23 protein-coding genes are annotated in these 26,648 nt (G+C 71.1%); 15 read left to right on the top strand and 8 right to left on the bottom strand.

What is annotated here, in order from left to right:
* The first annotated feature begins 193 nt into the window (after nucleotides 1–193).
* On the top strand, nucleotides 194–760 hold the full coding sequence (locus ND450_RS14520) for a hypothetical protein (protein ID WP_253326655.1): 567 nt from the start codon (nucleotides 194–196) through the stop codon (nucleotides 758–760).
* Here ND450_RS14520 and ND450_RS14515 read toward each other — a convergent pair.
* The 4 genes from ND450_RS14515 to ND450_RS14500 all read right to left on the bottom strand — a co-directional run bounded on the left by ND450_RS14515 (nucleotide 704) and on the right by ND450_RS14500 (nucleotide 3,598).
* Entirely contained in the window at nucleotides 704–1,552 is an 849-nt protein-coding gene (locus tag ND450_RS14515; protein ID WP_253326654.1) for an alpha/beta fold hydrolase, read from the bottom strand. The genes ND450_RS14520 and ND450_RS14515 overlap by 57 nt on opposite strands.
* On the bottom strand, nucleotides 1,552–2,118 hold the full coding sequence (locus tag ND450_RS14510) for a GNAT family N-acetyltransferase (RefSeq protein ID WP_253326653.1): 567 nt from the start codon (nucleotides 2,116–2,118) through the stop codon (nucleotides 1,552–1,554). Before ND450_RS14510 ends, ND450_RS14515 begins: the two co-directional genes overlap by 1 nt.
* A 172-nt stretch (nucleotides 2,119–2,290) precedes the next feature.
* Nucleotides 2,291–2,644, bottom strand: coding sequence for a VOC family protein (locus ND450_RS14505; protein ID WP_253326652.1), 354 nt, complete (start codon nucleotides 2,642–2,644; stop codon nucleotides 2,291–2,293).
* Nucleotides 2,645–2,659: 15 nt separating this feature from the next.
* On the bottom strand, nucleotides 2,660–3,598 hold the full coding sequence (locus ND450_RS14500) for an RNA polymerase subunit sigma-70 (protein WP_253326651.1): 939 nt from the start codon (nucleotides 3,596–3,598) through the stop codon (nucleotides 2,660–2,662).
* Nucleotides 3,599–3,654: 56 nt separating this feature from the next.
* Here ND450_RS14500 and ND450_RS14495 point away from each other — a divergent pair, with 56 nt between their 5' ends.
* Nucleotides 3,655–4,245 carry a maleylpyruvate isomerase family mycothiol-dependent enzyme gene (locus ND450_RS14495; RefSeq protein ID WP_253326650.1) on the top strand — a complete coding sequence of 197 codons (591 nt, stop codon included), beginning with the start codon at nucleotides 3,655–3,657 and terminating at the stop codon, nucleotides 4,243–4,245.
* On the opposite strand, the gene ND450_RS14490 is transcribed toward ND450_RS14495, so the two are convergent.
* Entirely contained in the window at nucleotides 4,238–4,681 is a 444-nt protein-coding gene (locus ND450_RS14490; RefSeq protein ID WP_245785932.1) for a MarR family winged helix-turn-helix transcriptional regulator, read from the bottom strand. The genes ND450_RS14495 and ND450_RS14490 overlap by 8 nt on opposite strands.
* 55 nt (nucleotides 4,682–4,736) lie before the next feature.
* Here ND450_RS14490 and ND450_RS14485 point away from each other — a divergent pair, with 55 nt between their 5' ends.
* Both ND450_RS14485 and ND450_RS14480 read left to right on the top strand, forming a co-directional pair.
* Nucleotides 4,737–6,710, top strand: a complete 1,974-nt coding sequence (locus tag ND450_RS14485; RefSeq protein ID WP_253326649.1) for an MMPL family transporter — start codon at nucleotides 4,737–4,739, stop codon at nucleotides 6,708–6,710.
* A gap of 15 nt (nucleotides 6,711–6,725) precedes the next feature.
* On the top strand, nucleotides 6,726–7,829 hold the full coding sequence (locus tag ND450_RS14480) for a winged helix DNA-binding domain-containing protein (protein WP_253326648.1): 1,104 nt from the start codon (nucleotides 6,726–6,728) through the stop codon (nucleotides 7,827–7,829).
* A gap of 13 nt (nucleotides 7,830–7,842) precedes the next feature.
* On the opposite strand, the gene ND450_RS14475 is transcribed toward ND450_RS14480, so the two are convergent.
* Nucleotides 7,843–8,685, bottom strand: coding sequence for a helix-turn-helix transcriptional regulator (locus ND450_RS14475; protein WP_253326647.1), 843 nt, complete (start codon nucleotides 8,683–8,685; stop codon nucleotides 7,843–7,845).
* Nucleotides 8,686–8,786: 101 nt separating this feature from the next.
* On the opposite strand from ND450_RS14475, the gene ND450_RS14470 reads away from it, so the two are divergent.
* On the top strand, nucleotides 8,787–9,635 hold the full coding sequence (locus ND450_RS14470) for an alpha/beta hydrolase (protein WP_253326646.1): 849 nt from the start codon (nucleotides 8,787–8,789) through the stop codon (nucleotides 9,633–9,635).
* Here the strand turns inward: ND450_RS14470 and ND450_RS14465 are convergent.
* Nucleotides 9,622–10,236, bottom strand: a complete 615-nt coding sequence (locus ND450_RS14465) for a uridine kinase (RefSeq protein ID WP_253326645.1) — start codon at nucleotides 10,234–10,236, stop codon at nucleotides 9,622–9,624. The genes ND450_RS14470 and ND450_RS14465 overlap by 14 nt on opposite strands.
* Before the next feature lie 273 nt (nucleotides 10,237–10,509).
* On the opposite strand from ND450_RS14465, the gene kdpF reads away from it, so the two are divergent.
* The 10 genes from kdpF to ND450_RS14415 all read left to right on the top strand — a co-directional run bounded on the left by kdpF (nucleotide 10,510) and on the right by ND450_RS14415 (nucleotide 25,675).
* Nucleotides 10,510–10,608, top strand: a complete 99-nt coding sequence (gene kdpF, locus ND450_RS14460; RefSeq protein WP_089911006.1) for a K(+)-transporting ATPase subunit F — start codon at nucleotides 10,510–10,512, stop codon at nucleotides 10,606–10,608.
* Nucleotides 10,608–12,230, top strand: coding sequence for a potassium-transporting ATPase subunit KdpA (gene kdpA, locus ND450_RS14455; protein ID WP_253326644.1), 1,623 nt, complete (start codon nucleotides 10,608–10,610; stop codon nucleotides 12,228–12,230). Before kdpF ends, kdpA begins: the two co-directional genes overlap by 1 nt.
* Nucleotides 12,231–12,286: 56 nt before the next feature.
* Nucleotides 12,287–14,218, top strand: a complete 1,932-nt coding sequence (kdpB, locus tag ND450_RS14450; protein WP_371927766.1) for a potassium-transporting ATPase subunit KdpB — start codon at nucleotides 12,287–12,289, stop codon at nucleotides 14,216–14,218.
* A gap of 3 nt (nucleotides 14,219–14,221) precedes the next feature.
* Nucleotides 14,222–14,749 (top strand): potassium-transporting ATPase subunit C, encoded by a 528-nt coding sequence (locus ND450_RS14445; RefSeq protein ID WP_253326643.1) that lies wholly within the window; start codon nucleotides 14,222–14,224, stop codon nucleotides 14,747–14,749.
* Nucleotides 14,727–17,219, top strand: coding sequence for a sensor histidine kinase KdpD (locus tag ND450_RS14440; RefSeq protein ID WP_253326642.1), 2,493 nt, complete (start codon nucleotides 14,727–14,729; stop codon nucleotides 17,217–17,219). The genes ND450_RS14445 and ND450_RS14440 overlap by 23 nt, the downstream gene beginning before the upstream one ends.
* On the top strand, nucleotides 17,216–17,893 hold the full coding sequence (locus tag ND450_RS14435; protein WP_089910991.1) for a response regulator: 678 nt from the start codon (nucleotides 17,216–17,218) through the stop codon (nucleotides 17,891–17,893). Before ND450_RS14440 ends, ND450_RS14435 begins: the two co-directional genes overlap by 4 nt.
* A gap of 201 nt (nucleotides 17,894–18,094) precedes the next feature.
* A complete protein-coding gene (gene lysA, locus ND450_RS14430) occupies nucleotides 18,095–19,408 on the top strand; it encodes a diaminopimelate decarboxylase (protein WP_253326641.1) in 1,314 nt (437 codons plus the stop codon).
* A 44-nt stretch (nucleotides 19,409–19,452) separates the two neighbouring features.
* Nucleotides 19,453–20,733 (top strand): SWIM zinc finger family protein, encoded by a 1,281-nt coding sequence (locus tag ND450_RS14425; protein ID WP_253326640.1) that lies wholly within the window; start codon nucleotides 19,453–19,455, stop codon nucleotides 20,731–20,733.
* Nucleotides 20,730–23,210, top strand: a complete 2,481-nt coding sequence (locus tag ND450_RS14420; protein ID WP_253326639.1) for a DUF6493 family protein — start codon at nucleotides 20,730–20,732, stop codon at nucleotides 23,208–23,210. Before ND450_RS14425 ends, ND450_RS14420 begins: the two co-directional genes overlap by 4 nt.
* On the top strand, nucleotides 23,207–25,675 hold the full coding sequence (locus ND450_RS14415) for a hypothetical protein (RefSeq protein WP_253326638.1): 2,469 nt from the start codon (nucleotides 23,207–23,209) through the stop codon (nucleotides 25,673–25,675). Before ND450_RS14420 ends, ND450_RS14415 begins: the two co-directional genes overlap by 4 nt.
* On the opposite strand, the gene sph is transcribed toward ND450_RS14415, so the two are convergent.
* Nucleotides 25,668–26,594, bottom strand: a complete 927-nt coding sequence (sph, locus tag ND450_RS14410; protein WP_253326637.1) for a sphingomyelin phosphodiesterase — start codon at nucleotides 26,592–26,594, stop codon at nucleotides 25,668–25,670. The two genes, ND450_RS14415 and sph, sit on opposite strands and share 8 nt — an antisense overlap.
* Between the last annotated feature and the right edge of the window lie 54 nt (nucleotides 26,595–26,648).

The raw sequence follows: 26,648 nt of genomic DNA, 5'->3' as shown, positions 1-26,648 counted from the left end.
TCGTTGGTCCTCGGCGTGCTGAACTTCGCTGCCTTCACACCTACCTGGCGATCTTCCGGGGGAGCGGTCGCGTACGTCGTGCGTTCAACGCGTACGCAATCTGACGTACGCGAGATCAGAACGTGAGCGGATGATGCCGCCTCTCCCCGAGGCAAGAGTAGGAGCCACCACGGGAGAAGGAGAGTGCATCGCGATGGCCACCACCCGCAAGCTCAGCGGCCGCAAGCTCAGCGGCCGCACCCGCAAGGCCGTGCTGCTCGTGCACGTCCTGTCCGCGGCCGCGTGGCTCGGCATCGACCTCGCGCTGGGCATCCTCGTCGTCGTCGCGCTGTCCACGGACGACACGACTACCGCGGGCATCGCGATCCAGGCCGTCGATCTCTTCGCGATCTGGCCGATGTTCGGCGCCAGCGTCGTCTGCCTGGTCTCCGGCGCCGTGCTCGGTCTCGGCAGCAAGTACGGCCTGGTGCGGTACTGGTGGGTGGCCGTCAAGCTGGTCCTGAACGTCGGCATGTCGCTGCTGATCGCGTTCGCGCTCCGGCCGGGCGTGCGGGAGGCCGCCGGGATCGGCGAGCGGATGCTCGCGGGCGACCCGGCAGCGGTGATCCCCTCCGGGATCCTGCACCCGGTCGTGGTCGCGCCGACGTTGCTGCTGCTGGCCTACGTGCTGTCCGTGTTCAAGCCGTGGGGGCGGATCCGCCGGTCAGCGGAACCAGTCGAGCGCCAGCGCCGCGACCTCGTCGGGGCGGTCCAGCTGTAGGAAGTGCCCGCCGCCCGCCACGACCTCGACCCGCGAACCGGGGGCGAGGGCCGTGGCGGCACCGGCGTAGTTCTCGGGCGTGACGCACCCGTCGTCCGCCCCGGCGAGCACCAGCATCGGGATCTCCGCGGGCTTCTCGGAGACCTGGGCGAGGTGGGCCAGTGACGGGTCGTGCAGCGACCGGTCGAAGTTCGCCCGGTACAGCTTCAGGGCGTTGGTCCTGACCGCCGGGTCCGCGTACATCTCCCCGACGTGGCCGGGCACCGCGAGCCCGGGTGACCACGTGCGCCACAGGTACTCGATCAACGTGTCGTTCAGCAGCGCCTCGGCCACGCCGGGCACCTGGAACATGAAGAGGTAGAAGAAGCGTTGCTGCTGCGCGGGATCGGCGAAGATCCGGCTCAGCGCCGCGGGTGGCGGCACCGACATCGTGACCACCCGGCGGACCAGGTCGGGCCGGATCGCGGCGAGCCGTCCGGCCATCCCGGCGCCGATGTCGTGCCCGATCACGTCCAGCGGCTCGGAGGACAGCGCCGCGTTCACGGCGGCGGCGTCCGCGGCCAGCGTCAGCCCGTCACCGAACGGCAGCTGGTCCACAGTGGACGGGTGGTGCCCGCGCAGGAACGGCGCGACCACCCGCCTGCCCGCGGCGACCAGCCTCTCGGCGAGAGGTCCGAACGACGCCGGGTGGTCGGGGAAGCCGTGCCAGCACACGACGACCGGCCCGTCGCCCGCGGCCAGCGCGGGGAAGTCGAGCCGGTCGGTCCGGATGACGATCTCGTCGAACCGCATCAGAAGTCCACCCTCATCACGAACCGCCGCTTGGTCGGATGCGCCACCTGCACGAACCCGGCCTCCTCGAACACCTGCCGCGCACCGACGTGCATCTCACCCCACGTCACGTTCTGCCCCGCGGGGGCGAACATCGGATACGCCTCGACGGCACGCGCCCCGTGCGACCGCGCGTGCTCGACGGTCGCCGCCGCCAGCTCATAGGTGAGCCCTTGCCGGCGAAACCCCTTGCGCACCACGAAACACGTCACGGCCCACACGCCGTCGTCGTCCTTGTCCTCGGCACGGCCCTTCCACGGGACGGGCATGCCGAGCAGCTTCGGGTAGTCGCACCGCGGCTCGACGGCCACCCAGCCGGCGGGCTGGTCGTCCACGTAGGCGACCAGCCCGCTGCCGCGCGCCGACTGCTCCTCGTGGGCGGCGACGCGGTCGCCGAGCGTCGAGTCGCGCCAGATCCAGCCCTTCACCTTGTAGCGCTGGCAATGGCACTTGCCGGGCTCGGAGCCGTCGAAGATCGCGTCGACGTCCTCCCACGGCACCTCGTCCGACGGCACGATCCGGATCATGGAGCCAGACTAGTGGCGCGTCCCAGGAGGTTGGCGAGGTGATCCACGCTCAGCAGGGCGCCTCGCGGCACCGCCCCCACGCCCCCGTACCACCAGTACGAGGACGTGGGGGCGGCACCACGATGCACCCGTCTGACCGCGAATTTCCCCGGCAACCTCCTGCGCCACACCACTAGATCTGCTGGGTGAGGTTGACCGGGTTTCCGTCCGGATCGAACACGTGCGCCACGCGCTGCCCCCACGGCATGTCGTTCGCCGGCCCTCGCACCGTGCCGCCGGCCGGCTCCACCAGCGGCAGCAGCGCGTCCACGTCCTCGACGTCGAAGCTGAGCGTGATCCGCGGCGGCGCGGACACGTCCACCTCCTCGGCCACGAGCCCCAGCTCCGCGTCCCCGACGCGCAGGGTCTTGTAGAAGACCGGGCCGTCGGCGGGCTGCCGGAACACCTCGGCAGCGCCGAACACCCGCGCGTAGAACTCCTGCACCCGGTCGAGATCGGGCGTCACGATGATCGGCTGGATCGCCATGCACTTCCTCCAGAACTAGTCGTCGGAGGGGGTACGGGACGGGACGCCGGAACTCATCGGCGACCCGAAGACCGGCACCAGCTCGTCGACGTTGAGGTAGGTCGTGGTGCCCGTGACCAGCCCGTCCCGCACGTCGAGGAACACCAGCCCGAACGGCCGGTCGAGACCGGGCCGCATCTGCCAGAACGCCGGCGACGCGTTGGCGCGCACCGGGACCAGCCACGCACCGGCACAGGCGGCGCCGGGGTCGTGCAGGGCCAGGGAGATCTGCTCGCGCCCGCGCAGCCACCAGCGCAACGGCGGCATCGACATGGTCGCGTCCTCGTGCAGCAACGCGACCAGCGTCTGGACGTCGTGCCGGTCGAACGCCTCGCAGTAGCGCTCCAGGAGCGACTTCTGGACCGGATCGGCCACGTCCAGCGGGGTGCCGACGTCCACGACCTCCAGCGTCGCCCGCGCCCGTTGCAGAGCGCTGTTCACCGACGCGACCGACGCCGACAGCAGCGCGGCCACCTCGGACGCCTGCCACGCGAGCACGTCCCGCAGGATCAGCACGGCCCGCTGGCGCGCCGGCAGGTGCTGGAGGGCCGCGACGAACGCCAGCCGCACGGTCTCGCGCCGGATCGCCTGGTCCTCCGGCAGCACCCGCTCGTCGGGCACCGGCTGCACGAAGGCGTTCTCCAGCAGGGGAGCGCCGAGCTCCCCACCGGACGGTCCCAGGTCGACTGCCAACGCGCGCCGCTGGGCGCTGCGCTGCATGTCGATGCAGATGTTCGTGGCGATGCGGTAGAGCCACGTCCGCAGCGACGCGCGTGAGGAGTCGTAGCTGTCGTATGCCTTCCACGCGCGCACGAGTGTCTCCTGCACGGCGTCCTCGGCCTCGAAACCGGAGCCGAGCATGCGGTAGCAGTAGCCGGTCAGCTCGACCCGGAACGGCTCCAGCGTCTCGATCACGCCTGGGACCCTACGCGGACCGATGAGTTCCCGTCGGCCGATCCGTACACCGGGACATGACCGAAGACATCCGCGCCGCGATCAGGGCGGAACGACGTGACCAGGCGGAACTGCTCGAGGGCCTCACCGGGGAGCAGTGGGACGCGCCCAGCCTGTGCGCGGGCTGGACCACCCGCCACGTCGTCGCCCACACGACCCTGCCGTTCCGCTCCGGGGCCACGAGGGTCCTCCTGGAGGTCCTCAGGTCGGGCGGCCGCTTCAACCACGCCTCCGACCGGATGGCCCGCAAGGACGCACGACTCCCGGCGGAAGACCTGCTCAACGCCCTGAAGACCAACATCGACCACCCGTGGACGCCACCCGGCGGCGGACCGGCCGGCGCGTTGAGCCACGAGGTCATCCACGGCCTCGACATCACGGTCGCACTCGGCCTGGACCGGGTGGTGCCGCACGACCGGCTGAGGCTCGTCCTCGACGGCATGACCCCGGCGAGCGTCCGGTACTTCGGGGCCGACCTGGTGGGCAAGCGCCTGGAGGCCACCGATCTCGACTGGACGTTCGGTGACGGCGTGCCGGTCCGCGGGCAGGCCCAGGACCTGCTGCTCCTCGTCTGCGGACGGACGCTGCCGCCGGGAAGGCTCAGCTGACCGACTCGCGCACCCGCGAGGTCGCCGCGGTCGTCGCCGCCAGGAACCGGGCGACGACCTGGCGGTCCTGCGGGCTCAGCCGCTCCCACGCCGAGGCGTACTCGCGGGCCAGCGGCTGGAAGAACGTCGAGGCCAGCGCCGTCGCCGCGTCGAGCACCCGCAGTTCGACGCGGCGACGGTCCTGCGGGTCGCGTTCGCGCGTCACGTGCCCCGCCCTCTCCAGGCGGTCGAGCACGGACGTCGTCGCCGACGCGCTGAGGTTCAGGGCCTTCGCCAGCGTGCCGGGTGTCATGGGTGTCGTCATGATGAGGTTCAGCGCTGTCATGTCCGTGGGATGCAACTCGTGGGCGGCGCTGAAGATCTCGAGGAACCGGTTCGACTCCATCACCAGCGCCCGCAGCAGCATGCTCAGTTCGTAGTCGGTTGCATCGCTCACGATCACAGCTTACTGTTTCGGCCATCGAAACGTTCGACAATCGAAGGAATACCTGATGCGTGTCCTGGCCGGAGTACTGCTCGTCGTCTGGCTGGCCCTGGGCGGCTTCACCGGGCCGTACGCGGGCAAGCTGTCCGAGGTCTCCGAGAACGACAACAGCGCGTTCCTGCCGAACTCAGCGGAGTCCACGCAGGTCGCCGAGTTGCAGAAGAAGTTCCAGCAGGAGACCGCCATCCCGGCCATCGTCGTGGTCGAGCGCAAGGGCGGTTTGACCGAAGAGGACCGGCGCTACCTCGCCGACCAGACCAAGGGCTTCCAGGCCTCGCCGGTGATCCCCGCGCCGGACGGCAACGAGGCCGCGCAGGTCGTCCTGCTGCTCGACCCGGCCAAGGACGTCAAGGACTCGGTCTTCCAGATCCGCGACGGCACCCGCGGCGCGCCGGAGGGGTTGACGGTGCTGGTCACCGGCCCGGCGGCCCAGGTCGCGGACCTGGTCGAGGCGTTCGGCGGGATCGACGGCCTGCTGCTGATCGTCGCGGGCGCCGTCGTCGCGCTGATCCTGCTCGTCGTCTACCGCAGTCCGCTGCTGCCCCTCGTCGTGCTGGTGTCCGCCGTGTTCGCGCTCGGTCTGGCCAGCTTCGTCGTGTACGTGCTGGCCGAGAACGACGTGCTGGCGTTGAACGGCCAGAGCCAGGGCATCCTGTCGATCCTGGTCTTCGGCGCGGCGACGGACTACGCGTTGCTGCTGGTCTCCAGGTTCCGTGAGGAACTGCGCGACACGCAGGACAAGGTGGCGGCGGTCAAGGCGGCGTGGCGCGGCACCATCGAACCCATCGCCGCCTCCGCCGGCACGGTGATCCTCGGCGTCCTGTGCCTGCTGTTCAGCGACCTCGACTCCAACAAGGGCCTCGGCCCGGTCGCGGCCATCGGCATCGCCGCCGCGCTGCTGACCACCATGACGTTCCTGCCCGCCGCGCTGGCACTGCTCGGCCGCGGCGCCTTCTGGCCGTTCGCACCGAAGTTCGGCTCCGAGCACCCCGAGACGAGCGGGCTCTGGGGCCGCACGGCGACGTTCGTGCGCCGCAAGCCGCGCGCCATCTGGATCGTCACGACGCTCGTGCTGCTCGCCGGTGCCGCGTTCCTGCCGCAGCTCAAGGCGTCCGGCACCGCGCAGTCCGACGTGTTCCTGACCGAGGTCGAGTCGGTCGCGGGCCAGGAGGTGCTGTCGCGGCACTTCCCCGGCGGCACCGGCTCGCCGACCGTGATCATCGCGCCCGAGGCCAAGACCGCCGAGGTGGTGCAGAAGTCCCAGGTGGACGGTGTCGCGACCGTGCGGCCGACCGGCACCGCCGACGGGCTCGTGCGCATCGAGGCCGTGCTGGAGGACGCGCCGGACTCCGACGCCGCCGTGGTGACCGTCGAACGCATCCGCGAGGCCGTGCACGGCAGTGACGCGAAGGTCGGCGGGCCGACGGCGACGTTGCTCGACACCCGGAAGACCTCCGAGCACGACCGGACGCTGATCATCCCGATCGTGCTGGCCGTGATCTTCCTGATCCTCGCGTTGTTGCTGCGGTCGTTGCTCGCGCCGTTGCTGCTGATCGGCACGGTGGTGCTGTCGTTCGCGGCCACGATGGGCGTGTCGGCGCTGGTGTTCAACCACGTCTTCGACTTCCCGGGGGCCGATCCCGTGGTGCCGCTGTTCGGGTTCGTGTTCCTGGTGGCGCTGGGCATCGACTACAACATCTTCCTGATGACCCGCGTCCGCGAGGAGACCCAGCGGCTCGGCACGATCGAGGGGACGATCCGGGGCCTCAGCCTGACCGGTGGCGTGATCACGTCCGCGGGTGTGGTGCTGGCGGCGACGTTCGCGGCGCTCGCCGTGCTGCCGATCCTGTTCCTGACGCAGATCGCGTTCATCGTGGCGTTCGGCGTCCTGCTGGACACGTTGCTGGTGCGGTCGTTGCTCGTGCCGGCGCTGTCGGTGGACATCGGCGGCCGGATCTGGTGGCCCTCGAAGCTGCGGTGAGCGAGGATCACCGGCATGACCTTCACGGCTCGTCAGCTCAACCGCGCCACGCTGGACCGGCAGATGCTGCTGCGGCGGGAACCGGTGGACGTGCTGACGGCCGTGGAGCGGGTCGTGGCGATCCAGGCGCAGGAACCCGCGTCGCCGTACATCGCGCTGTGGAACCGGGTCGAGGGCTTCGACCCGGCCGGCCTGGACGAGGCGTTCGCGACCGGGGTGGTCCGCAAGGCGTCGCTGATGCGGATCACCCTGCACGCCGTCGCGGCCGCGGACCACGAGGTGTTCCACCACGCGATGCTGCCCGCGTTGCGCGCCTCCCGGTTGTACGACAAGCGGTTCAAGGCGATGGACGTGACGATCGAGCAGGCGGACGCCCTGCTGGAGCACCTGCTGGAGTTCGCGGCGACGCCCCGGCAGAAGGCGGAGATCGAGGAACTGCTGCACTCGCACGTCGGTGACGTCGGCGAGCCCGGTGTCTGGTGGGCGTTGCGAACCTACGGCGGACTCGTGCACGCGCCCACGGGCGGGCCGTGGTCGTTCGGACTGCGACCGTCCTACCAGGCCGTGGCGACCGAGCCGCGCGAACGGACGGCAGCGGTCGCCGAGCTGCTGCGCCGCTACCTCAGCGGTTTCGGGCCCGCGACCGTGCTCGACATGAACCAGTTCACCATGCTGCCGCGCACGACGATCCGGGAAGCGCTGGCACTGCTGGACGTCACCGAGTCCGGTGGCCTCTACGACCTTCCCGGCCGGACGGTGCCGGACGAGGACGTTCCCGCGCCGCCGCGGCTGATGGCCATGTGGGACAGCACGTTGCTCGCGTACGCCGACCGCAGCCGGATCATCCCCGAGCAGTACCGGAAGGTCGTCATCCGCAACAACGGCGACACGTTGCCCACCCTCCTCGTGGACGGGCACGTGGCCGGGGTGTGGCGTCCCACCGAGGACGGGGGGATCGAGGCGACGGCGTTCCACGCGCTTCGGGACGAGGAGTGGGCCGGTCTCGCCGAGGAGGCGACGGCGTTGCGGAAGTTGTTGGGGGACAGGGAGCCGCAGGTGTACCGGCGGTACGCGCGGTGGTGGAACGGGCTTCCTGCACACGAGGTTCGCACCCTGTGAGCACGTCGCCGGCCTACCGCGCCGGCAGGTGGTCCGACGGGAGGGCTTGCGCCGACAGCAGCAGGAAGCGCAGTCCCTCCCGTGCCGCCTCGTCCGCCGCGGTGTAGGCGACGAGCAGCTGGTCCGGGTGGGTGTCCACGGTGAACTGCTGCACGTCGAGCGTGAGCGACCCGGCCACCGGGTGGTGGTAGGTCTTCACGAGCTGGCGCGGGCCGCGCACCTGGTGCGCCGCCCACCACGTGCGGAAGTCGGCGTCCCGCAGGCTCAGCTCGCCGACGAGCGACGTCAGCGCGGGGTCGTGCGGCGTGCGCCCGGCCTCCATCCGGAGAACCGCGACGCATTCCCGGGCCGAGCGCTCCCAGTCGCCGTAGAGCGCGCGGAACACCGGGTCGAGGAACGTCAGCCGGATCAGGTTGCGCTCCGGCGCGGGAAGGGCCGCGAAGTCGGTCAGCAGGGCTGACGCCCCGCGGTTCCACGCCAGCACGTCCATGCGGCGGTGCAACACCATCGCCGGGATGTCCGGCATGCCGTCGAGCAGCAGCTGGAGCCGTGGCGCGACTTCCGGCGCGGCCTCCTGCCGTGCGGGGGCGACGTCCGCCAGCGTGAACAGGTACTCGCGCTCGTCCGGCGCCAACTGGAGCGCGTCGGCCAGCGCGTCGAGGACGGCGCGCGACACCCGTCTGGTGCGGCCCTGTTCCAGCCGCACGACGTAGTCGATGCTCACGTGGGCGAGCTGGGCCAGCTCCTCGCGGCGCAGGCCCGGCACGCGGCGGTGGCGGCCGTCGTCGGGCAGGCCCGCGCGGTGCGGGTCGAGCGCGGCGCGGCGGGTGCGGAGGAACTCGCCCAGGTCGGTCATGCCCCCAGTCTCGGCGTTCTCCCGGTCATGTGCCTGGTACTGGCGTGCATAGGCTGAGCTCTCCCTGGTCGCCCGGTCCCCGTGCGACGAGTGTCGTGGTCATGGACAACGTGACCTTCCCCAGCAACGGGATCGACATCGCCGGCCACCTGTACCGCCCAGCGGGCACCCCGCGCGGCGCGGTCGTCGTCGGACACCCCGGTACGGGCGTGAAGGAGCAGACGGCGGGCCTGTACGCACGCCATCTCGCCGACCAGGGCTTCCTCGCGCTCGCGTTCGACGCCGCCCACCAGGGCGAGAGCGGCGGCCTGCCGCGTGGTCTCGAGGACCCGTTCCAGCGCGTCGAGGACATCCGCGCGGCCGTGACGTTCCTCGACACCGATAAGGTAGGTGTGCTCGGCATCTGCGCCTCCGGCGGCTACGGCCTCGCCGCGGCCGGCACCGACCACCGCGTCAAGGCGGTCGCCGCGGTCAGCCTGGCCGACATCGCGCGCCAGTTCCGGTTCGGCGCCGACGGCACCCAGGACCCCGCCGTGCTGCGGGGACTGCTGGACCAGGGACAGCAGGGGAGCTTCCCGCTGTTCCCGGAGACGGGGGAACAGGCCCTCGCGGGCGGACGGCACGCCTACGAGGGCTGGGAGTACTACCGCACGCCACGAGGTGAGCACCCGCGCTCGGCGACGACGCTGACGTGGAGCAGCGTGGGGCGGATCGCCGCGTTCGACGCGTTCCGCGCGGTCGACCTGATCGCGCCGCGGCCGTTGCTGCTCGTGGCCGGACGCGACGCCGTCACAGCGTGGATGACCGTGGAGGCCTACCAGAAGGCCGGTGGCCCCAAGGAGATCCACTGGGTCGACGGCGCGAGCCACGTCGACCTGTACGACAAGCGCGTGCCCGAGGTGGCCGGCCGGGTCTCGGAGTTCTTCGGCCGCACGCTCACGGCGAGCTGAGCGGGGACCGGTGCGCGTTGTGGTCGATCACGAGATCGGCCCGCGCGGCCGGGTCGCACCGCGCCAGGTAGAGGCGCTGGCCCTCGACGTAGCGGCGGTTGCGCGGGTCGTCCGGGTCGGGCGGGCTGCCGTCGCGCTTGGCCATGCGCGCCACCGACACCGCGAACTCGACGTGCAGGAACACCGAGAAGTCCCAGTGCCCCACCAGTTCGTCGCGGTGCAGGAAGATGCCGTCCACCAGCAGGAGCGCGGACGGTGGGGCGACCTCGGCGGGCGCGTCCACGTACTCGTCGGTCGCCAGGTCGTGGCTCGCGCGCCGGAACGGCTTCCCGGCGGCGAACGGCACCAGCAGGTGCGAGACGAACCGCTCGTAGTCGTAGCTGTCCAGGAAGAAGCCCTCGGGGGACGTCTTGCCGCGTGCCCAGCGGATCGCGCGCGGGTGGTGGAAGTCGTCCACGGACGCGCGCACCACCTCACGCCCCCGTGCCCGCAGCACCCGCGCCAGGTCGTCGCAGAACGTCGTCTTGCCCGCGCCGTCCACGCCGTCGACCGCCACGAGGCCGCGGGCGGGGAGCCGGTCGGCCACCTCGTCGAGCGTCATGACGCCGACGATTTCACACATCGTGACCGCCGCAGGCCCTAACGGATGAGACCTGGGTCTCCCCGGCCTCAAGAACGCGTAAAAGCCGGACCCACCCCCGTAAGGACGTTGTCAGGCACCCCCTGATCAGGCATTTCGTGATGCACGCTTCCGGGCGTCAACAAGAAACCTTGTCGTTGAAGGGAGCGGCGTCATGGCCGACCTGGCCTACGCGTTGCTGCTGATCGGGAGTTTCGTCGTGCTGGGCCTGACGGTCCGCGGACTGGAGAAGTTGTGAGCACGGGACTCGTCGCGAACGCCGTCGCCGGTGTGATCGCGCTCGCGCTGATCGTCTACCTGTTCGTCGCACTCGTCAGGCCGGAGAAGTTCTGATGTCACCTCTCGCCGCCGGCCTCCTGCAGGTCGGCATCCTCGTCGCGGCCCTCGCGGTCGTGTACCGGCCCCTCGGCGACTACATGGCCCGCGTGTTCACCGCGAAGGGCCACTTAAAGGCCGAGCGGGTCATCTACCGGATCGGGCGGATCAACCCCGACGCCGAGCAGAAGTGGAGCACCTACGCCTATGGCGTGCTGGGCTTCTCGTTCGTCGGCATCGTGTTCCTGTACGTGATCCAGCGCGCGCAGTCGTTGCTGCCGTTCGACTTCGGCCGCGGGAACGTGCCCGAGGGCATGGCGTTCAACACCGCGATCAGCTTCGTGGCCAACACGAACTGGCAGTCGTACGTGCCCGAGGTCGTGATGGGCCACGCGGTCCAGATGATCGGCCTGACCGTGCAGAACTTCGTGTCGGCCGCGGTCGGCCTGGCCGTGGCGATCGCCCTGGTCCGCGGCTTCGTCCGGCACCAGACCGACCGGCTCGGCAACTTCTGGGTCGACCTCGTCCGCGGCGTCACGAGGATCCTGCTGCCCATCGCGTTCCTCGGTGCGATCGTGCTGATCGCGTTCGGTGTCACGATGTCGCTCAAGTCCGGTGTGGACGTCGACGGCCAGACCGTGGCGAACGCGCCTGTCGCGAGCCAGGAGGTCATCAAGGAGCTCGGCACCAACGGTGGCGGTGTCCTCAACGCCAACTCGGCCCACCCGTTCGAGAACCCGAACGAGTGGACCAACCTGATCGAGATCTTCCTGATCCTGGTGATCCCGGTCGCGCTCACCCGCACGTTCGGTCAGCTCGTCGGCAACAAGAAGCAGGGGTACGTCCTGCTGGGCGTCATGGGCGTCATCTGGACGGCGATGCTCGGCGTGATCTGGGCCGCCGAGGCGAACGGCATCAGGCCGTTGGAGGGCAAGGAGCTCCGGTTCGGCATCCCCGGCAGCGCGATCTTCGCCGACGCCACCACCGGCACGTCCACCGGCGCGATCAACTCGCTGCACGACAGCTACACCGGGCTCGGCGGCGGCGCGACGTTGCTGAACATGCTCTTCGGCGAGATGACGCCGGGCGGTGTCGGCACGGGTCTCTACAGCATCCTCGTGATGGCGATCATCGCGATGTTCCTGGCAGGTCTCATGGTCGGTCGCACGCCCGAGTACCTCGGCAAGAAGCTGGGGCGCAGGGAGGTCACGGCCGCGGCGGTCTCGATCCTCGCCATGCCGACCGTGCTGCTGATCGGCGCGGGCATCGCGGCGATCCTGCCGAGCACGCAGGCCGCGCTGAACAACCCCGGCGAGCACGGCCTGTCGGAGATCCTCTACGCCTACGCGTCGGCCTCCAACAACAACGGAAGCGCCTTCGCCGGCATCACGGTGACGAGCGACTGGTTCCAGTCGTCGCTGGGGCTGTGCATGCTGTTCGGCCGGTTCATCCCGATCATCGCGGTGCTGGCGCTCGCCGGATCCCTGGCGGCGCAGAAGAAGGTGCCGGTCACGGCGGGCACGCTGCCCACCACCGGCCCGCTGTTCGCGACGCTGCTCACCGGCTCGATCGTCCTGGTCGCCGCGCTCACGTTCGTTCCCGCTCTCGCCCTCGGTCCCATCGCGGAGGCACTGCTGTGACCAGCACCTTGCAGAAACCGGCTGCCGCACAGGCGAAGGCGCGGGCCAAGCCGGGCATCGTCGCGGCGATCCCCGAGGCGCTGCGCAAGCTCCACCCGCGCCACCAGCTGCGCAGCCCCGTCATGTTCGTCGTCTGGGTCGGATCGTTGCTGGTCACCGTGTTCGCGGTGATCGAGCCGAGCGTGTTCACCGTCGCGGTGGCGCTGTGGCTGTGGTTCACCGTGCTGTTCGCGAACCTCGCCGAGGCCGTCGCGGAAGGCCGTGGCAAGGCGCAGGCGGACTCGCTGCGCAAGACCAAGAAGGACGCCGTCGCCCGGCTCGTCAACGGCGACGTCGTACCCGGCACCGAGCTCAAGATCGGCGACCTGGTGGTCGTCGAGGCGGGTGAGGTGATCCCCGGCGACGGCGACGTCGTCGAGGGCATCGCGACCGTCGACGAGTCGGCCATCACCGGGGAGTCGGCGCCCGTCATCCGCGAGTCCGGTGGCGATCGTTGTGCCGTCACCGGTGGCACGACCGTGCTGTCCGACCGGATCGTCGTCCGGATCACGACCAGGCCCGGCGAGTCCTTCGTGGACCGCATGATCGCGCTGGTCGAGGGCGCGGAACGGCAGAAGACGCCGAACGAGATCGCGCTGACGATCCTGCTGTCGACGCTGACGATCATCTTCCTGCTCGCGGTCGTGGCGCTGCAGCCGTTCGCGATCTACTCCGGCGGCGAGCAGTCGGTGGTCGTGCTGACCGCGCTGCTGGTCTGCCTGATCCCCACGACGATCGGCGCGCTGCTGTCCGCGATCGGCATCGCCGGCATGGACCGGCTGGTGCAGCGCAACGTCCTCGCGACCTCCGGCAAGGCGGTCGAGGCCGCGGGCGACATCGACACGCTGCTGCTCGACAAGACCGGCACGATCACCTGGGGCAACCGGCGCGCGACCGAGTTCATCCCCGTCGGCCCGACGTCGGAAGAGGAACTGGTGGCCGCCGCGCGGCTCGCGAGCCTCGCCGACGACACCCCCGAGGGCCGCAGCATCCTGGAACTCGCGGGTGGCCGGCCCGCCACCGAGCAGGAGAAGACCGGCGAGTTCGTACCGTTCACCGCGCAGACCCGCATGTCCGGCATCGACCTCGGGGAGCGGGTGATCCGCAAGGGCGCCGCGTCCGCGTTCGAGCTGACCGACACGGCCCGCGAGGTCGTCGACGAGATCAGCGCGCAGGGCGGGACCCCGCTCGTCGTCGCCGAGAACGGCCGCGTGCTCGGGATCATCCGGCTCTCGGACGTCGTGAAGCCCGGCATGAAGGAACGCTTCGCCGAGCTGCGGTCCATGGGCATCCGGACGGTCATGGTCACGGGCGACAACCCGTTGACCGCCAAGGCGATCGCGGACGAGGCCGGGGTCGACGACTTCCTCGCCGAGGCCAAGCCCGAGGACAAGATGGCCCTGATCCGCAAGGAGCAGGAGGGCGGCCGCCTCGTCGCGATGACCGGTGACGGCACGAACGACGCGCCCGCGCTGGCCCAGGCGGACGTCGGCGTCGCGATGAACACCGGCACGTCGGCCGCGAAGGAGGCCGGCAACATGGTCGACCTCGACTCGGACCCGACGAAGCTCATCGAGATCGTGGAGATCGGCAAGCAGTTGCTGATCACCCGCGGCGCGCTGACGACGTTCTCCGTGGCCAACGACCTCGCGAAGTACTTCGCGATCCTGCCCGCCATGTTCGCGGCGATCTACCCGGCGCTCGGCCAGCTCAACATCATGCGCCTGGCCACGCCGCAGTCCGCGATCCTGTCGGCGGTGATCTTCAACGCCCTGGTGATCGTGGCGCTGATCCCGCTGGCCCTCAAGGGCGTGCGGTACCGGCCGTCCAGCGCCTCGGCGTTGTTGCGGCGCAACCTGCTGATCTACGGACTGGGCGGCGTCGTGACGCCCTTCGCCGGGATCTGGCTGATCGACCTGCTCGTGCGACTCGTCCCCGGGATCGGCTGAACCATGAACAACTTCCTCAAGCAGTCGTGGGCGGGTCTGCGGATCCTGCTCGCCCTCACGGTGCTCCTCGGCGTGCTCTACCCGCTGTCGGTGTGGGGCATCTCGCGGATCCCCGGCCTGCACGCCAACGCCGAGGCTGTCGACACCACGCTGGTCGCGGTGCCGCGGGAGGGCGACCGGTACTTCGTGCCCCGCCCGTCCGCCGCCACGCTGCCCGCGTCCGGCGGCTCCAACAAGAGCGAGATCAACGAGGACTACACGAAGGTGATCGACGAGCGCCGGACGGCTGTGGCGCAACGCGAAGGCGTTCCCGAGAGCCAGGTCCCGCAGGACGCCGTGACGGCGTCCGCGTCCGGCCTCGACCCGCACATCAGCCCGGAGTACGCGGCGTTGCAGGTGCCCCGCGTGGCGCGCGCGTCCGGGCTGCCGGTGGAGAGGGTGCGCGAGCTGGTCGCCGCCGCGACCTCGGGCACCTTCACCACCACCGTCAACGTGACCGCGCTGAACCGTGCCGTCGACAGCGCCCGTTGACGGTCGCCGGGGTGAGCTGAGGATCTACCTCGGCGCCGCTCCCGGCGTCGGCAAGACCTTCGCCGTGCTCGGCGAGGCCCACCGGCGCCGGGAGCGCGGCACGGAGGTGGTCGTCGGACTCGTGGAGACCCACGGCCGCGACAAGACCACCTCCCTGCTCGACGGCCTCGAAGTGGTGCCGCGCAGGGTGGTGCGGCACCGCGACCTCGAAGTGTCCGAAATGGACGTCGACGCGGTGCTCGCCCGCAGGCCCGAGGTCGCCGTGGTCGACGAGCTCGCGCACACCAACGCGCCGGGCTCGCGCAACGAGAAGCGCTGGCAGGACGTCGAGGAACTGCTCGAGGCGGGCATCGACGTCCTGTCGACGGTGAACGTCCAGCACCTGGAGTCGCTGAACGACGTCGTGGAGCGGATCACCGGGGTGCGGCAGCGGGAGACCGTGCCGGACGAGGTGGTCCGCCGCGCCGAACAGGTCGAGCTGATCGACATCACGCCCGAGGCGTTGCGGCGGCGCCTGGCGCACGGCAACGTCTACCCCGCGCACCGGATAGACGCCGCGCTGGGCAACTACTTCCGGCTCGGCAACCTGACGGCGTTGCGCGAGCTCGCGTTGCTGTGGGTGGCGGACCAGGTGGACGTCGCGTTGCAGCGCTACCGCAGCGAGAAGGAGATCACCGACACCTGGGAGACCAGGGAACGGGTCGTCGTCTCGATCACCGGCGGACCGGAGAGCGAGACGCTGATCCGCCGGGCTCGCCGGATCGCGACCCGGGCCGGCGCGGAACTCCTGGTGGTGCACGTGATGCGCGGGGACGGGCTGTCCGGCGTGACGCCCGAGCACGTCGCCCGGTCCCGCAAGATCACCGAGGACGTCGGCGCGACGTTCCACACCGTGGTGGGCGACGACGTGCCGACGGCGTTGCTGGAGTTCGCCCGCGGGGTCAACGCGACCCAGCTCGTGCTCGGCACCTCGCGCCGGTCCCGCGTGGCGCGGGCGTTCGACGAGGGCATCGGCGCGGCCGTCGTGCAGGAGTCCGGCGCGATCGACGTGCACATGGTCACGCACGACGAGTCGCGGCGCGGTCTGCGGTGGAAGACCGGCGTGGACCCGCTGTCGTGGAAACGGCGTGCGGCCGGCTGGGCCCTGTCGCTGCTGCTGCCCGCCGCCGTCACGGCGCTGGGCATGCTGTGGCGCGACGAGCTGGACTTCTCGACGGACCTGGTGGCGTTCCTGCTGGTCACCTGCGTGGTGGCGATCGCAGGCGGGCTGGGACCGGCGTTGTTCTGCGCGGTTCTCGGCGCAGGAATGCTCAACTACTTCTTCACCGAGCCCTACTACAGCCTCGCCGTGCAGACGCCGGAGAACGTGATCACGCTCGTGGCCATGGTGATCGTCGCGACCGTGGTGGCGCTGACCGTCGACCGAGCGGCGCGGCTGGCAGAGCAGGGCGCGCGGGCGCGGACCGAGGCCGCGCTGCTCGCCTCCTACTCGCGGACCGTGCTCACGTCGCCCTACCCGTTGACGCGCCTGCTGGAGAAGATCCGGGAGAACTTCGGCCTGGAGTCGGTCGAGCTGGTCGAGCGCCAGGACGGGGCGTGGACGTGCGCCGAGCACGCGGGACGGGACTCCGGTCCGGTGACCGAGGTGACGGTCACCGGCGACGTGCGGCTGAGGCTGAGCGGGCGCGTGCTGCCCGCGAGCGACCAGCGCGTGCTGGAAGCGGCGGCGGGACAGGCGTTCGTCGCACTGCGCCAGCAGCGCATGGCCGCGGATGCCCTGAAGGCGCAACGGAAAGCGGAGACGTCGGAACTGCGCACGGCGTTGCTCTCGGCGGTGGGACACGACCTGCGCACCCCGCTGACGTCGATCAAGGCGGCGATCGGGAGTCTGCGGGACGACTCACTCCCACTGTCCGAAGAGGACGTCTCGGAGCTGATGGCGACCGTGGAGGAGTCGGCGGACCGGCTGACCGGCCTGGTGGACAACCTGCTGGACTCGTCCCGGCTCGCCACCGGGTCGGTCGAGCCGGTGCTGCGGCCGGTCGGGTACTACGAGGTCGTCGCGCGGGCGCTCACCGGGGTCGGGGGAGAGGTGTCGGTGGTGGTGGCCGAGGACCTGCCGCCCGTGCTCGCCGACCTGGGGCTGCTGGAGCGCGTGATCGCGAACGTGGTCGACAACGCCGTGCGGCACGGGAGCCCGTCACCGGTCGTGATCCGCGCCAGCCGCCACGGCCCGTCCGTCGAACTGCGGATCGTGGACCACGGGCCCGGTCTGCCGAAGAAGGCGGCGCACAAGGTGTTCGCGCCGTTCCAGCGGCTCGGCGACCGCACGGGTCCGGGCATCGGCCTGGGGCTGAGCGTCGCGAAGGGCTTCATCGCCGCCATGGGCGGTGAGATCAGCGCCGAGGACACACCGGGAGGCGGGCTGACCGTGGTCATCTCGCTGCCCGCCTACGAGGAGAGCACATGACCTCCGTACTGGTGGTTGACGACGAACCGCAGATCGTGCGCGCGCTGAGGATCAACCTCAGCGCGCGGGGCTACGACGTGATGACGGCCTACGACGGCAAATCCGCGCTGGGCGTGGCCGTCGAGGGCAAACCCGACGTGGTCGTGCTCGACCTCGGCCTGCCCGACATCGACGGCGTGGACGTGATCGCCGGCCTGCGCGGCTGGTCCACGATCCCGATCATCGTGCTGTCGGCGCGCACCGACTCGTCGGCCAAGGTCGAGGCCCTGGACGCGGGCGCCGACGACTACGTCACCAAGCCGTTCGGCATGGACGAACTGCTGGCCAGGCTGCGCGCGGCCGTGCGCCGCAACGTCGCGCGCGAGGCGGGCGACCCGGTGGTCGAGACGGCGTCGTTCGTGGTCGACCTGGCGGCGAAGAAGGTGCGGCGCGACGGCCACGAGGTGCACCTGACGCCCACCGAGTGGGGCCTGGTCGAGATCCTCGCGCGCAACCCGGGCCGGCTCGTGTCGCAGAAGCAGCTGCTGCAGGAGGTGTGGGGGCCGATGCACGTGAACGAGTCGCAGTACCTGCGCGTCTACTTCGCCCAGCTGCGCCGCAAGCTGGAGGACGACCCCGCGCACCCGCGGCACCTGATCACCGAACCGGGGATGGGGTACCGCTTCGAGGTGTGACCGACGCCGGGGAGCGCGAGCTCCTCGCCGGGGTCGCGCAGGCAGCGGCCGGGAACCCGCAGTGGCCCCGCCGACCGGGGTGCGCTGTGCTGTGGCCCCCGCCACCCCGCCCGTCAGAATCCCGTCAAGGTCACCACCACGCGTGTCAGGGTCTCGTCCGGGGCCTGTCCAGCACACACCCGCCGGGCGTGTGCTGGACGCATGACACTCGCGGAGTTGTTGCCCAGCATCGGATGTTCCACCGAACCGGTGCTGGAAGCGGGTCTCTGGCCGGACGGCACCCGCCTCGCCGGACAGGACCTGGTCCTCGGTGGAGTCCCCGCCACGGAACTGGCTGCCCGCTTCGGCACCCCGTGCCAGGTCCTGGACGAGCGGACGGTCCGTGCCAGGGCGCAGGCCTTCCGCGCGGCACTTCCCGGCGCGGAGGTGGTGTTCGCGGGCAAGTCGTTGCCCTGCCCCGAGGTCTACCGGTGGATGGCGCAGGAGGGCCTGTCCCTCGACGTCTCGTCGGCCGGGGAACTCGCGCTGGCCAGGGCCGCGGGCTTCCCCGCGGAGCGGATCGTCCTGCACGGCAACGTGAAAACGGCCGAGGACCTCAAGGCCGCGTTGGAGCACGGCGTCTCCCGGATCGTCGTCGACTCGCTCGACGAGATCGCCCAGCTCGGCGCACTGGCCACGCGCGGCCAGCAGGTCATGATCCGCGTGACGCCCGGCGTCGATGCCCGCACGCACGCCAAGATCGCGACCGGGGTCGAGGACCAGAAGTTCGGCTTCTCGCTGGCCTCCGGCGCCGCGCTCGAAGCGGTCCTGCGCGTCGTCGACCAGCCGTCGCTCGAGCTCGTGGGCCTGCACTGCCACATCGGGTCGCAGGTCCGGCACGTCGCGAGCTACGAGGAGGCGGTGCGGCGCATGGTCGGCCTGATCGCCTCCTGCGGCACCAGGATCGGGCAGCTCGACCTCGGCGGCGGCTTCCAGGCCCCCTACCTAGCCGGGGACACGGCCTTCGACCTCGCCGGGTTCGCGCACCGCGTCACCGGCACGCTGAACTACGAGTGCGGTGTCCACCGCGTGCCGCCGCCGCGGCTGCTCGTCGAGCCCGGGCGGTCGATCGTCGCGAACGCCGGCGTCACGCTGTACCGGGTGTGCGCGGTCAAGCACGGCCTCACGCGCACGTTCGTCGCCGTCGACGGCGGCATGAGCGACAACCCGCGCCCCGCGCTCTACGGCGCGAAGTACTCCGTTCGGTTGGTCGGGCGGGGCGGGAGAACGAAGCCGGTGACGGTGGTCGGAAGGCATTGCGAGGCAGGCGATGTGCTGGCTGAAGACGTGTTGCTGCCGCACGACGTGCATGCCGGCGACTTGCTCGCCGTACCTGTCACGGGCGCCTACCACCACGCCCTGGCCTCGAACTACAACCAGGTGTGCCGCCCGCCCGTCGTCGCCGTGAAGGACGGGGTGGCGCGGCCGGTCGTGCGCCGGGAGACCGAGGAGGACCTGCTGCACCGGTACGTTTGATCAAACACCTGCCGAGTCGAACGTGTGTTCCTTAAAGTGGCGCGATGCACTCGTACGCCTACGTGGCGGACTCGCGGCTCGACGAGACGCGGCGCGCCCTGGGACTCCAGACCTCCGGCGGCAGGGCGCCGAACCCGCGTTTCTTCACCGGGTTCCTCGGCGACTCGCAGCAGGTCGCCACGGCGTTGCTGGCGATCGCGAAGATCGCGGGTACCCGGTACTTCCAGCCCACCAGCGAACGCCTCCGCGACCCGGTCGTCACCTGCAACGGCGACCGGCTGCGCTTCGAGTCGTTCTCGGGCTGCTGCGGCGTTTACGCGCGCCTGGACGTGCTGGGGGACGCGCTCGACGGCGAGGTGCACGACCGAGGCACCACGAACGTCGACGTCAACGAACCGCTGCGGCGCGCGCTCGCCCGCGTCACCAAGGGCGATCCGTTGCACCTCACGGTCGGGCCGGACCAGGTCGAGGTCGGCACGCTCGACGGCGCGGTCGTCGAGAAGAAGGTCCCGCTGCCCCCGCGCTGGTTGCGCGGGTTCGCCGAGACCCAGGTCCTCACCTCGCAGTTCGACCTCAGGGCCGAACTGTCGCCGATGGACGCCCGGCGGTTCCTCAAGACACTGCCCAAGGGCCGTGCGGCGGTGTGGGCGGTGCCGTCCGGGAATTCGTTGCGGCTCAGCGGAACGGCCTCCGCGAACGCCGTGTGCCTCGCCGGTCCGAACCGCCTCGAGGCTCTGCTCCCGTTGCTGCGCTTCGCGAAGGCCGTCCGCCTCTACGGCCCGCCCACCGACGGCGAACCCGTCGCGAGCGGCTGGGAGGTCGACCTCGGTTCGCAGCGCCTGACGCTCGTCCTCTCCCCCGAGGTGACGCGCGGCCTGTCCGGTGAGGGCGCCGTCCTCGACGGACTCGCGGCCGGGGACGCCGACACCGACGCCGAACTCGTCGGCGCGCTGCTCGACTTCGAGCCCCGCGTGGACGTCGCCGACCTGGCCGACCGCTCCGGCCTCACCACCGACAGGGTCAGGGACGCCCTGGCGCAGCTCGGCACGGCGGGACGGGTGGGCTACGACCTCGCCGAAGCCTCGTACTTCCACCGCGAACTGCCCTACGGCGGCATCGACGTCGAGGCCATGAACCCCCGGCTGCGCAACGCGAAGGCACTCGTCGCGCAGAACGCGGTGAGCTGGGACGGCGACACCGCCGTGATCGGCTCCTACCGCGTGAACGGCGAGGCCTGCACCTGCCAGTGGTGGGCCGAGTACCGCGGCGGGCGCGGCAAGTGCAAGCACGTGCTGGCGGCGGACATGGTCAGGAGCAGGGCGTGAGCTTCGCGGAGATCCAGGCGCTGATCGAGGCCGACGACTGCGCCCCGCTCGGCACAGCGCTGAAGGCGCTCACTCCCGAGCAGCGGAAGGTGCTGGCCAAGGAGCTGATCGGGTACGAGAAGGCGCACCGGGCAGGGGACGATCCCTGGCGGCACGGGTCGACCTTCGCGCTCGCGGGTGCCGGTCTGCTGCCCAACGCCTCGGCGCTCACGCCGTGGCTCGTCCGCTACCGGACGTCGGCGTTCTACGACACCGACGAGGTCGCTGCGCTGATCGAGGTCCTGCGGGAACGAGACCTCCCCTGGATGCCCGATCTCGTCACGAGGCTCGCCGCCAGGATGCCGTCGCGGGAGCGCTGGCGCCGGGACCTCCTGCGGGTGGTGCTGGAGTTCTGCGGGGACGAGCCCCCGGACTCCGACGGGTTCCTGTTGCACTTCCTGGACTTCCGCGACCAGGCGCGGTGGAGGCCCGCGTTCGACGCGCTCATTCCCCGGATGCTGGACGCGGTCGGTTCCGGGGCGATCCTCGCCGGCAGTCCTCCCTGGCAGTCCTTCCTGCGCGACCGCGCCGAGCGGAAGGTGCTGCTCGACGGTTGCCTCACCCGCCTCCAGCAGGGTGGTGCGGCGAAGGAGATGGAAGGTTTCCTCGCACTGCACGACGTCCTCCAGGTGACGGTGGACGAAGCGGTCGAGCACGCGCGGGACTACGTGGCGATGCTGCCGTACTCGCGGTCGACGGTCGCGAACCTCGCGCAGCACCAGCTGAAGCGCTGTGACGACACCGGAAGGCTCGACTTCGAGCTGTTGTGCGACGCGAGCCGGTGGGTGTTCGGCCGCACCGAGAAGAAGCTCGTCCGCTCCCAGCTCACGTGGCTCGGCAAGCACGCCGGGGCCCATCCGGACGAGGTGGTGCTGACCGTCGCGGAGCTGTTCGCGCACGAGTCGGACGACCTGCGCGGCCAGGCGGTCAAGCTGATCGTGAAGCACCTCGGGGACGTCGGCGAGGCGACCAGAGCCGAGATCCGCGCGCTGGCCGAACGGCTTCCGGGTGACCTCGCCGACCAGCTGGGAGGCACCGCGGTCCAGGGCGAGGCGGTGGAACTGGCGGCGTTCGCACCGGCCCCGTTCCCCGAGCCGATCGCGACGCTCGACGAACTGACCGCCGAGCTGATGGGGTCGTTCGCGCGCAGCTCCGGCCACCTCGTGCCGTCCACCGCGGAACGGATCATCGAGGCTCTCGTCCGGTTCGCCTGGCAGGACCGGGAAGCGCTCTCGAAGGCGATCCAGCCGCTCTACGACAAGCACCCGTGGTTCGAGTACCGCGAGCAGCACCCCGACGACGACCACGACCCGCGGTCGGAGTTCATCAACGTGATCATCGCCGCACGCCGCAAGCCGAAGCCTCTGCGGCAGCAGGTGAGTTCGGAGCTGGACTTCGCCCGCAACCGGAAGGCGGAACACCCCCAGCCGGCGCCGGCGGACGACCTGGCGAAGCGGCTGTACGAGATCGCCCGGGGACTCGTGCACCTGCCGAAGCCGGCACTGGTCTCCACACCCACCGAGATGTCCGGCCTGATCGAGCCCGCCACCCTCGTCGAACGGTTGTCCCGTGCCCAGACCGAGGGCTGGGAACCGTGGCGGCGGGACCTGCGGCAGGCCGTCGCGCGCCTGCCCCGCGACACCGATCCCGCCCTGTTCTCGGCTCTCCCGAGCGAGGCGGCGGTGAAGGTCCGCGAGTGGCTCGCGGCCAGGACCGACCCCGAGATCACCATCACCGAGCGGACCTACACCTACGACTACAGCTGGCAGTCACCACCGCCCACCGACACCGGCCTGTACGCCGTGGTCGTCCCCGGCCTGGAAGAGCCGGAACTGAGCCTGCGCCACCACGACGAGTGGGGTCTGCAGCTCGAGTGGTGGCCGTCGCTGCTGCCGGACCGGCGCGAGATCACCGCCGCCCACCTGATCCCGCACTTCCGTGCGCGCACGGCGTCGAAGGGCAGCGACGGCCCGCTCCTGCCGATGCTCGCGGAGGCGCACGGCCCGGCGGGTCCCGCCCTGCACCTCGCCCTGGTCCACGGGCTCGGCGCCGAGCTGACCGTCAACCGGGCGTACGCGGTCGACGCGATGCTGGTCCTCGCCGCACGCGGCCAGCTCGACGGCAGCACGCTCGGCGACCTCGTGGGACGGGTGCTCGACCGGGGCGACGTCTCGCTGAACCGCGTCGTGCCCGGCCTGCGCGACGCGGCGCGTTCCGGTGCGGCACAGCAGGTCTGGGACGCGCTGACGGTCCTGTTGCCGCGCCTTTGGTCCCACAACAGGGCTTCCGAGGTCGTCGAGCTCGCCGTCGAACTGGCCCAGCTGCTCCAGCCGGGCGGGGACGTGGCGGGGCTCGCGGAAGTGGCCGCCCGCAAGGGTTCCAGCAAGACCGTGGTGCAGGCGAAGAGGCTGGCGAGCACGCTCGGGAGCACGGCATGAGCTTCGACCGGATCCGGGCGCTGATCGAGTCCCGCCAGGTGCTCGCGCTCGGCGAGGTGCTCAAGAGCCTCACGCCGCAGGAACGCGCCGAACGCGCGAAGGACCTGGTGGCGTACGAGAAGCAGCTCCGCGCGGCAGGCCGGAACTGGGAGCACCCGACCGCGATGGCGATCACCGGCGCCGGGCTGCTGCCCGGTGCCGCCACGCTCACGCCGTGGCTCGTCCGGTACCGCATCTGGTACCACCGCCTGGTCCCGGACGACGGCATCGGCGTGCTGCTGGACGTGCTGCGCCACCGAGACGTCCCCTGGAAGGCGGACCTCGTCACGAGGCTCGCGTCCAGGATGCCGGTGCGGGACCTCGACCGGCACGACCTGTACAGCGTGATCGTGGAGCTCTGCGGGGAGAACCCGCCGGACTCGGACGGGTTCCTGCTGCACCTGCTGGCCTTCGACGGGCACGAGCGGTGGCGTCCGGGATTCGACGTGCTGCTGCCGCGCCTGCTGGAGGTTCCGGGCGCGGGTGCGCACTTCGGGCGGTCGGTGCGGGAGTTCCTGTGCGCCCGGACGGACCGGAGGATGCTCCTCGACGGCTGTCTCGCGCGCCTGCAGCAGGGCGGTGCACAGGCGGACGTGAAGGGGTTCCTGGACCTGCACGCGGCCATAGGGGTCACGCCCGAGGAGGCCACCGAGCACGTCCGGGACTACGTTGCGATGCTGCCGGACTCGCGATCGACCGTGGTGGCACTCGCCCAGGAGCGGCTGAGGTCCGTGGACGAGGCGGGAGAACTCGACTTCGACCTGGTCGCGGAAGCGAGCCGGTCGGTGTTCGGCCGCACGGAGAAGAAGCTCATCCGCGCGCAGCTGGCGTGGCTCGCCCGGCACGCGCAGGAGAAGCCGGACGAGGTGGTGCTGACCGTCGCGGAGCTGTTCGCGCACGAGTCGGACGACCTGCGGGGCCAGGCCGTCGAGCTGATCGCTGTGCACCAGGCGGGGATCGGCGCGGACACGAGGTCCGAGCTGCGGGCGCTGGCCGCGCAGCTCCCGGCCGACCTCGCCGCCCGGCTCGGCGTCGAGACCACCGCCGCGGACATCCCAGGGCTCGCAGGCTTCACGCCCAGTCCGTGGCCGGACCCGATCGCCACGCTCGACGAGCTGACCGCGGAGGTGGGCGGCCTGCTCACCCGCACCGCGAGCCACATCGAGCCCGTGGCCGCGGAACGCGTCCTCGAAGCCCTCGTCCGGTTCGCCTGGCAGGACAGGGAAGCGCTCGTGCGGGCGTTCGCGCCGCTGAGGGAGAAGAACCCGTGGATCCGCACCCGTGTGGACGCCGAGGCCTTCCTCGAACGCTCCTGGCCCAACTGCCGCTCGGTGTTCACCACGGTCGTGACCGCCGCTGCCGACGTCGTGCAGCCGGTCGGCCACCCGGAACCGGTGCTGGACGCCGAGAATCTGGGCAGGAACGAACCGGGGTGTCCCGGCCAGCGGCTCGCCGGCCGGTTGCGCGAGATCGCCAGGGACCTGCTGAGAGCACCGCGCCCGGCCCTGGTGTCCACGCCCACCGAGACGTCCGGCCTGCTCGACGCGGCAACGCTGCTCGAACGGCTCGCGAAGGCCGAGGCGGGGGACTGGGACCCGGGACCGCGTGACCTCAGGCAGGCCTACCACCGCCTGCCGCGCGACACCCGGCCGGAGGACTTCGCCTCGCTCACGAGCACCGCCGGGCAGGTGCTGCGCGCGTGGCTGGCGGAGCCCACCGAGCCGGTCGTGGAGCTGGTCGAACGCCGGCGCACCGACCCGTACGTCCTGCCGCGCAAGGAAGAGGTCCGGCTGCTGGTCACGGTCGAACCGGGTCTTCCCGAGCCGGAGGAGGAGTGGTTCGGCCACAGCGACTGGGAGTCCCTGCTGGACTGGTGGCCGCTCGTCCTGCCCGCCCGGCGGGAGGTCGTCGCCGCGCACCTCGTCCCGCACCTCGCACACCGGCGCGGGTCGTCGGGCAACGACGGCGCGGTGCTGCCGGGCATCGCGCGGGCCCACGGCCCGATCGGCGTCGCCACCACCCTGGCGCTCGCGTACGGCCTCGGCACCGAGTCGGTGGTCGGCCGCGCCCAGGCCGTCGACGCGGTGCTCGTCCTCGCCGCCCGCGGGCAGTTCGACGGCAGGGCGCTGGGCGAGGTCGTCGGCCGGCTGCTGGAGCACGGCGGACTGGCACCGAACCGGATCGTGCCGTGCCTGCGCGACATCGCCCGGTCCGGTGCGGCGGCCCAGGTCTGGGACGTCGTGGCGGCCGTGCTGCCGAAGGCGTGGTCGCACACCAGGGTCGCGGACCTGGTCGAGCTCGCCGTCGAACTGGCCCAGCAGCTCCGGCCGGGCGGCACCGTCGAGGGACTCGGGGAGGTGGCCGCCCGCAAGGGTGCGAGCAAGGCCGTGGTGCAGGCGAAGCGGCTCCTGTCCGCGCTCAGCTAGCGAAGACCGGGTAGTGGTCGGACAGGTCGTTGTAGGTGTACTTGCGCCCCCACGACCAGATCGACCACTCCGGACTCTTCACGCGCCGCGTCTCGTTGCGCAGCAACGGTCCCTGGACCGTCAGCACGTAGTCGAGCTGCTCGGACGCGTACTGCGGCCCGTACTGGTCGCGGCAGACGCTGTTGTCCGCGCAGTCCCACGAGAACGGGTGCCCGCCGATCTCCGGCGTCCGCGCGCCGAGATCGGTGATCATCTGCTGGAACTCGGCGCTCGCCCCGATCACGTTCATGTCGCCGGCCACGTAGACGGGCTCGGCGGCCGGGATGTTCCGCGCGGCCAGGAACGCCCTGATCTCCGCGCGCTGCCGGGCCCGGTAGCCGCCGGGCGCACTCGTGCACGTCGAGTCCTCGGCCTGCATGTGCGTGCCGACCACGTGCAGCGGCCCGGTCGGCGCGTCGATCCGCACGTACGCGAACCCCTTGTTGGAGAACCAGTCCGCGCCGCACCCGTCCCGGTAGACGTGCTGGACGCGCGTGGTGATCGGCCACCGGCTCAGCACCGCGACACCGCCGTCCTCCGGCGTCGAGTCGCTGTAGCGCCCGCTCGTCACGTCCCACCCGGCCTTGCTGCGACCGAGCACCGGCGTCTGGTGCGGGTAGGTGTCGCGCAGGTTCGCGAGCAGCCGGTCGGAGGCGGTGTTGTCGAACGCCTCCTGCAGCACCACGACGTCCTGGCCGTTCAGCACCCCGGTGCTGTCGACCAGGTCGGCGCGGGCGACCTGACCCCAGTTCGGGTACAGGTTCCGCGACAGCATGAACACGTTGTAGGTGGCGATCTTCGGCGCGGCGGGGGCCGCGACGGCGACGGGCGCTGCCGAGATCGTCAGGGCCACGGCGGCGGCGAGCGTGATCAGGCGCATGAGGCCCGATGCTGACGGACGTGAATGTCTTTCACAACCGTCTTACCGGTACCC

The sequence above is a fragment of the Lentzea sp. HUAS12 genome, from assembly GCF_024125735.1.
Taxonomy (GTDB): Bacteria; Actinomycetota; Actinomycetes; order Mycobacteriales; family Pseudonocardiaceae; genus Lentzea; species Lentzea albida.
Note: the sequence above shows the minus strand (reverse complement) of the source record. Positions and strands in the feature narration are given on the sequence as shown.

Excerpts from the sequence above, each read along its gene's own strand:
- ND450_RS14515 (WP_253326654.1), bottom strand. The coding sequence starts at position 1,552 with ATGCGGTTCGACGAGATCGTCATCCGGACCGACCGGCTCGACTTCCCC.
- ND450_RS14415 (WP_253326638.1), top strand. The coding sequence starts at position 23,207 with ATGAGCTTCGACCGGATCCGGGCGCTGATCGAGTCCCGCCAGGTGCTC.
- ND450_RS14435 (WP_089910991.1), top strand. The coding sequence starts at position 17,216 with ATGACCTCCGTACTGGTGGTTGACGACGAACCGCAGATCGTGCGCGCG.
- kdpA (WP_253326644.1), top strand. The coding sequence starts at position 10,608 with ATGTCACCTCTCGCCGCCGGCCTCCTGCAGGTCGGCATCCTCGTCGCG.
- ND450_RS14475 (WP_253326647.1), bottom strand. The coding sequence starts at position 8,685 with ATGACCGACCTGGGCGAGTTCCTCCGCACCCGCCGCGCCGCGCTCGAC.
- ND450_RS14425 (WP_253326640.1), top strand. The coding sequence starts at position 19,453 with ATGCACTCGTACGCCTACGTGGCGGACTCGCGGCTCGACGAGACGCGG.
- ND450_RS14445 (WP_253326643.1), top strand. The coding sequence starts at position 14,222 with ATGAACAACTTCCTCAAGCAGTCGTGGGCGGGTCTGCGGATCCTGCTC.
- ND450_RS14465 (WP_253326645.1), bottom strand. The coding sequence starts at position 10,236 with ATGACGCTCGACGAGGTGGCCGACCGGCTCCCCGCCCGCGGCCTCGTG.
- ND450_RS14495 (WP_253326650.1), top strand. The coding sequence starts at position 3,655 with ATGACCGAAGACATCCGCGCCGCGATCAGGGCGGAACGACGTGACCAG.
- ND450_RS14480 (WP_253326648.1), top strand. The coding sequence starts at position 6,726 with ATGACCTTCACGGCTCGTCAGCTCAACCGCGCCACGCTGGACCGGCAG.
- sph (WP_253326637.1), bottom strand. The coding sequence starts at position 26,594 with ATGCGCCTGATCACGCTCGCCGCCGCCGTGGCCCTGACGATCTCGGCA.
- ND450_RS14470 (WP_253326646.1), top strand. The coding sequence starts at position 8,787 with ATGGACAACGTGACCTTCCCCAGCAACGGGATCGACATCGCCGGCCAC.
- ND450_RS14505 (WP_253326652.1), bottom strand. The coding sequence starts at position 2,644 with ATGGCGATCCAGCCGATCATCGTGACGCCCGATCTCGACCGGGTGCAG.
- ND450_RS14510 (WP_253326653.1), bottom strand. The coding sequence starts at position 2,118 with ATGATCCGGATCGTGCCGTCGGACGAGGTGCCGTGGGAGGACGTCGAC.
- lysA (WP_253326641.1), top strand. The coding sequence starts at position 18,095 with ATGACACTCGCGGAGTTGTTGCCCAGCATCGGATGTTCCACCGAACCG.
- ND450_RS14520 (WP_253326655.1), top strand. The coding sequence starts at position 194 with ATGGCCACCACCCGCAAGCTCAGCGGCCGCAAGCTCAGCGGCCGCACC.
- ND450_RS14485 (WP_253326649.1), top strand. The coding sequence starts at position 4,737 with ATGCGTGTCCTGGCCGGAGTACTGCTCGTCGTCTGGCTGGCCCTGGGC.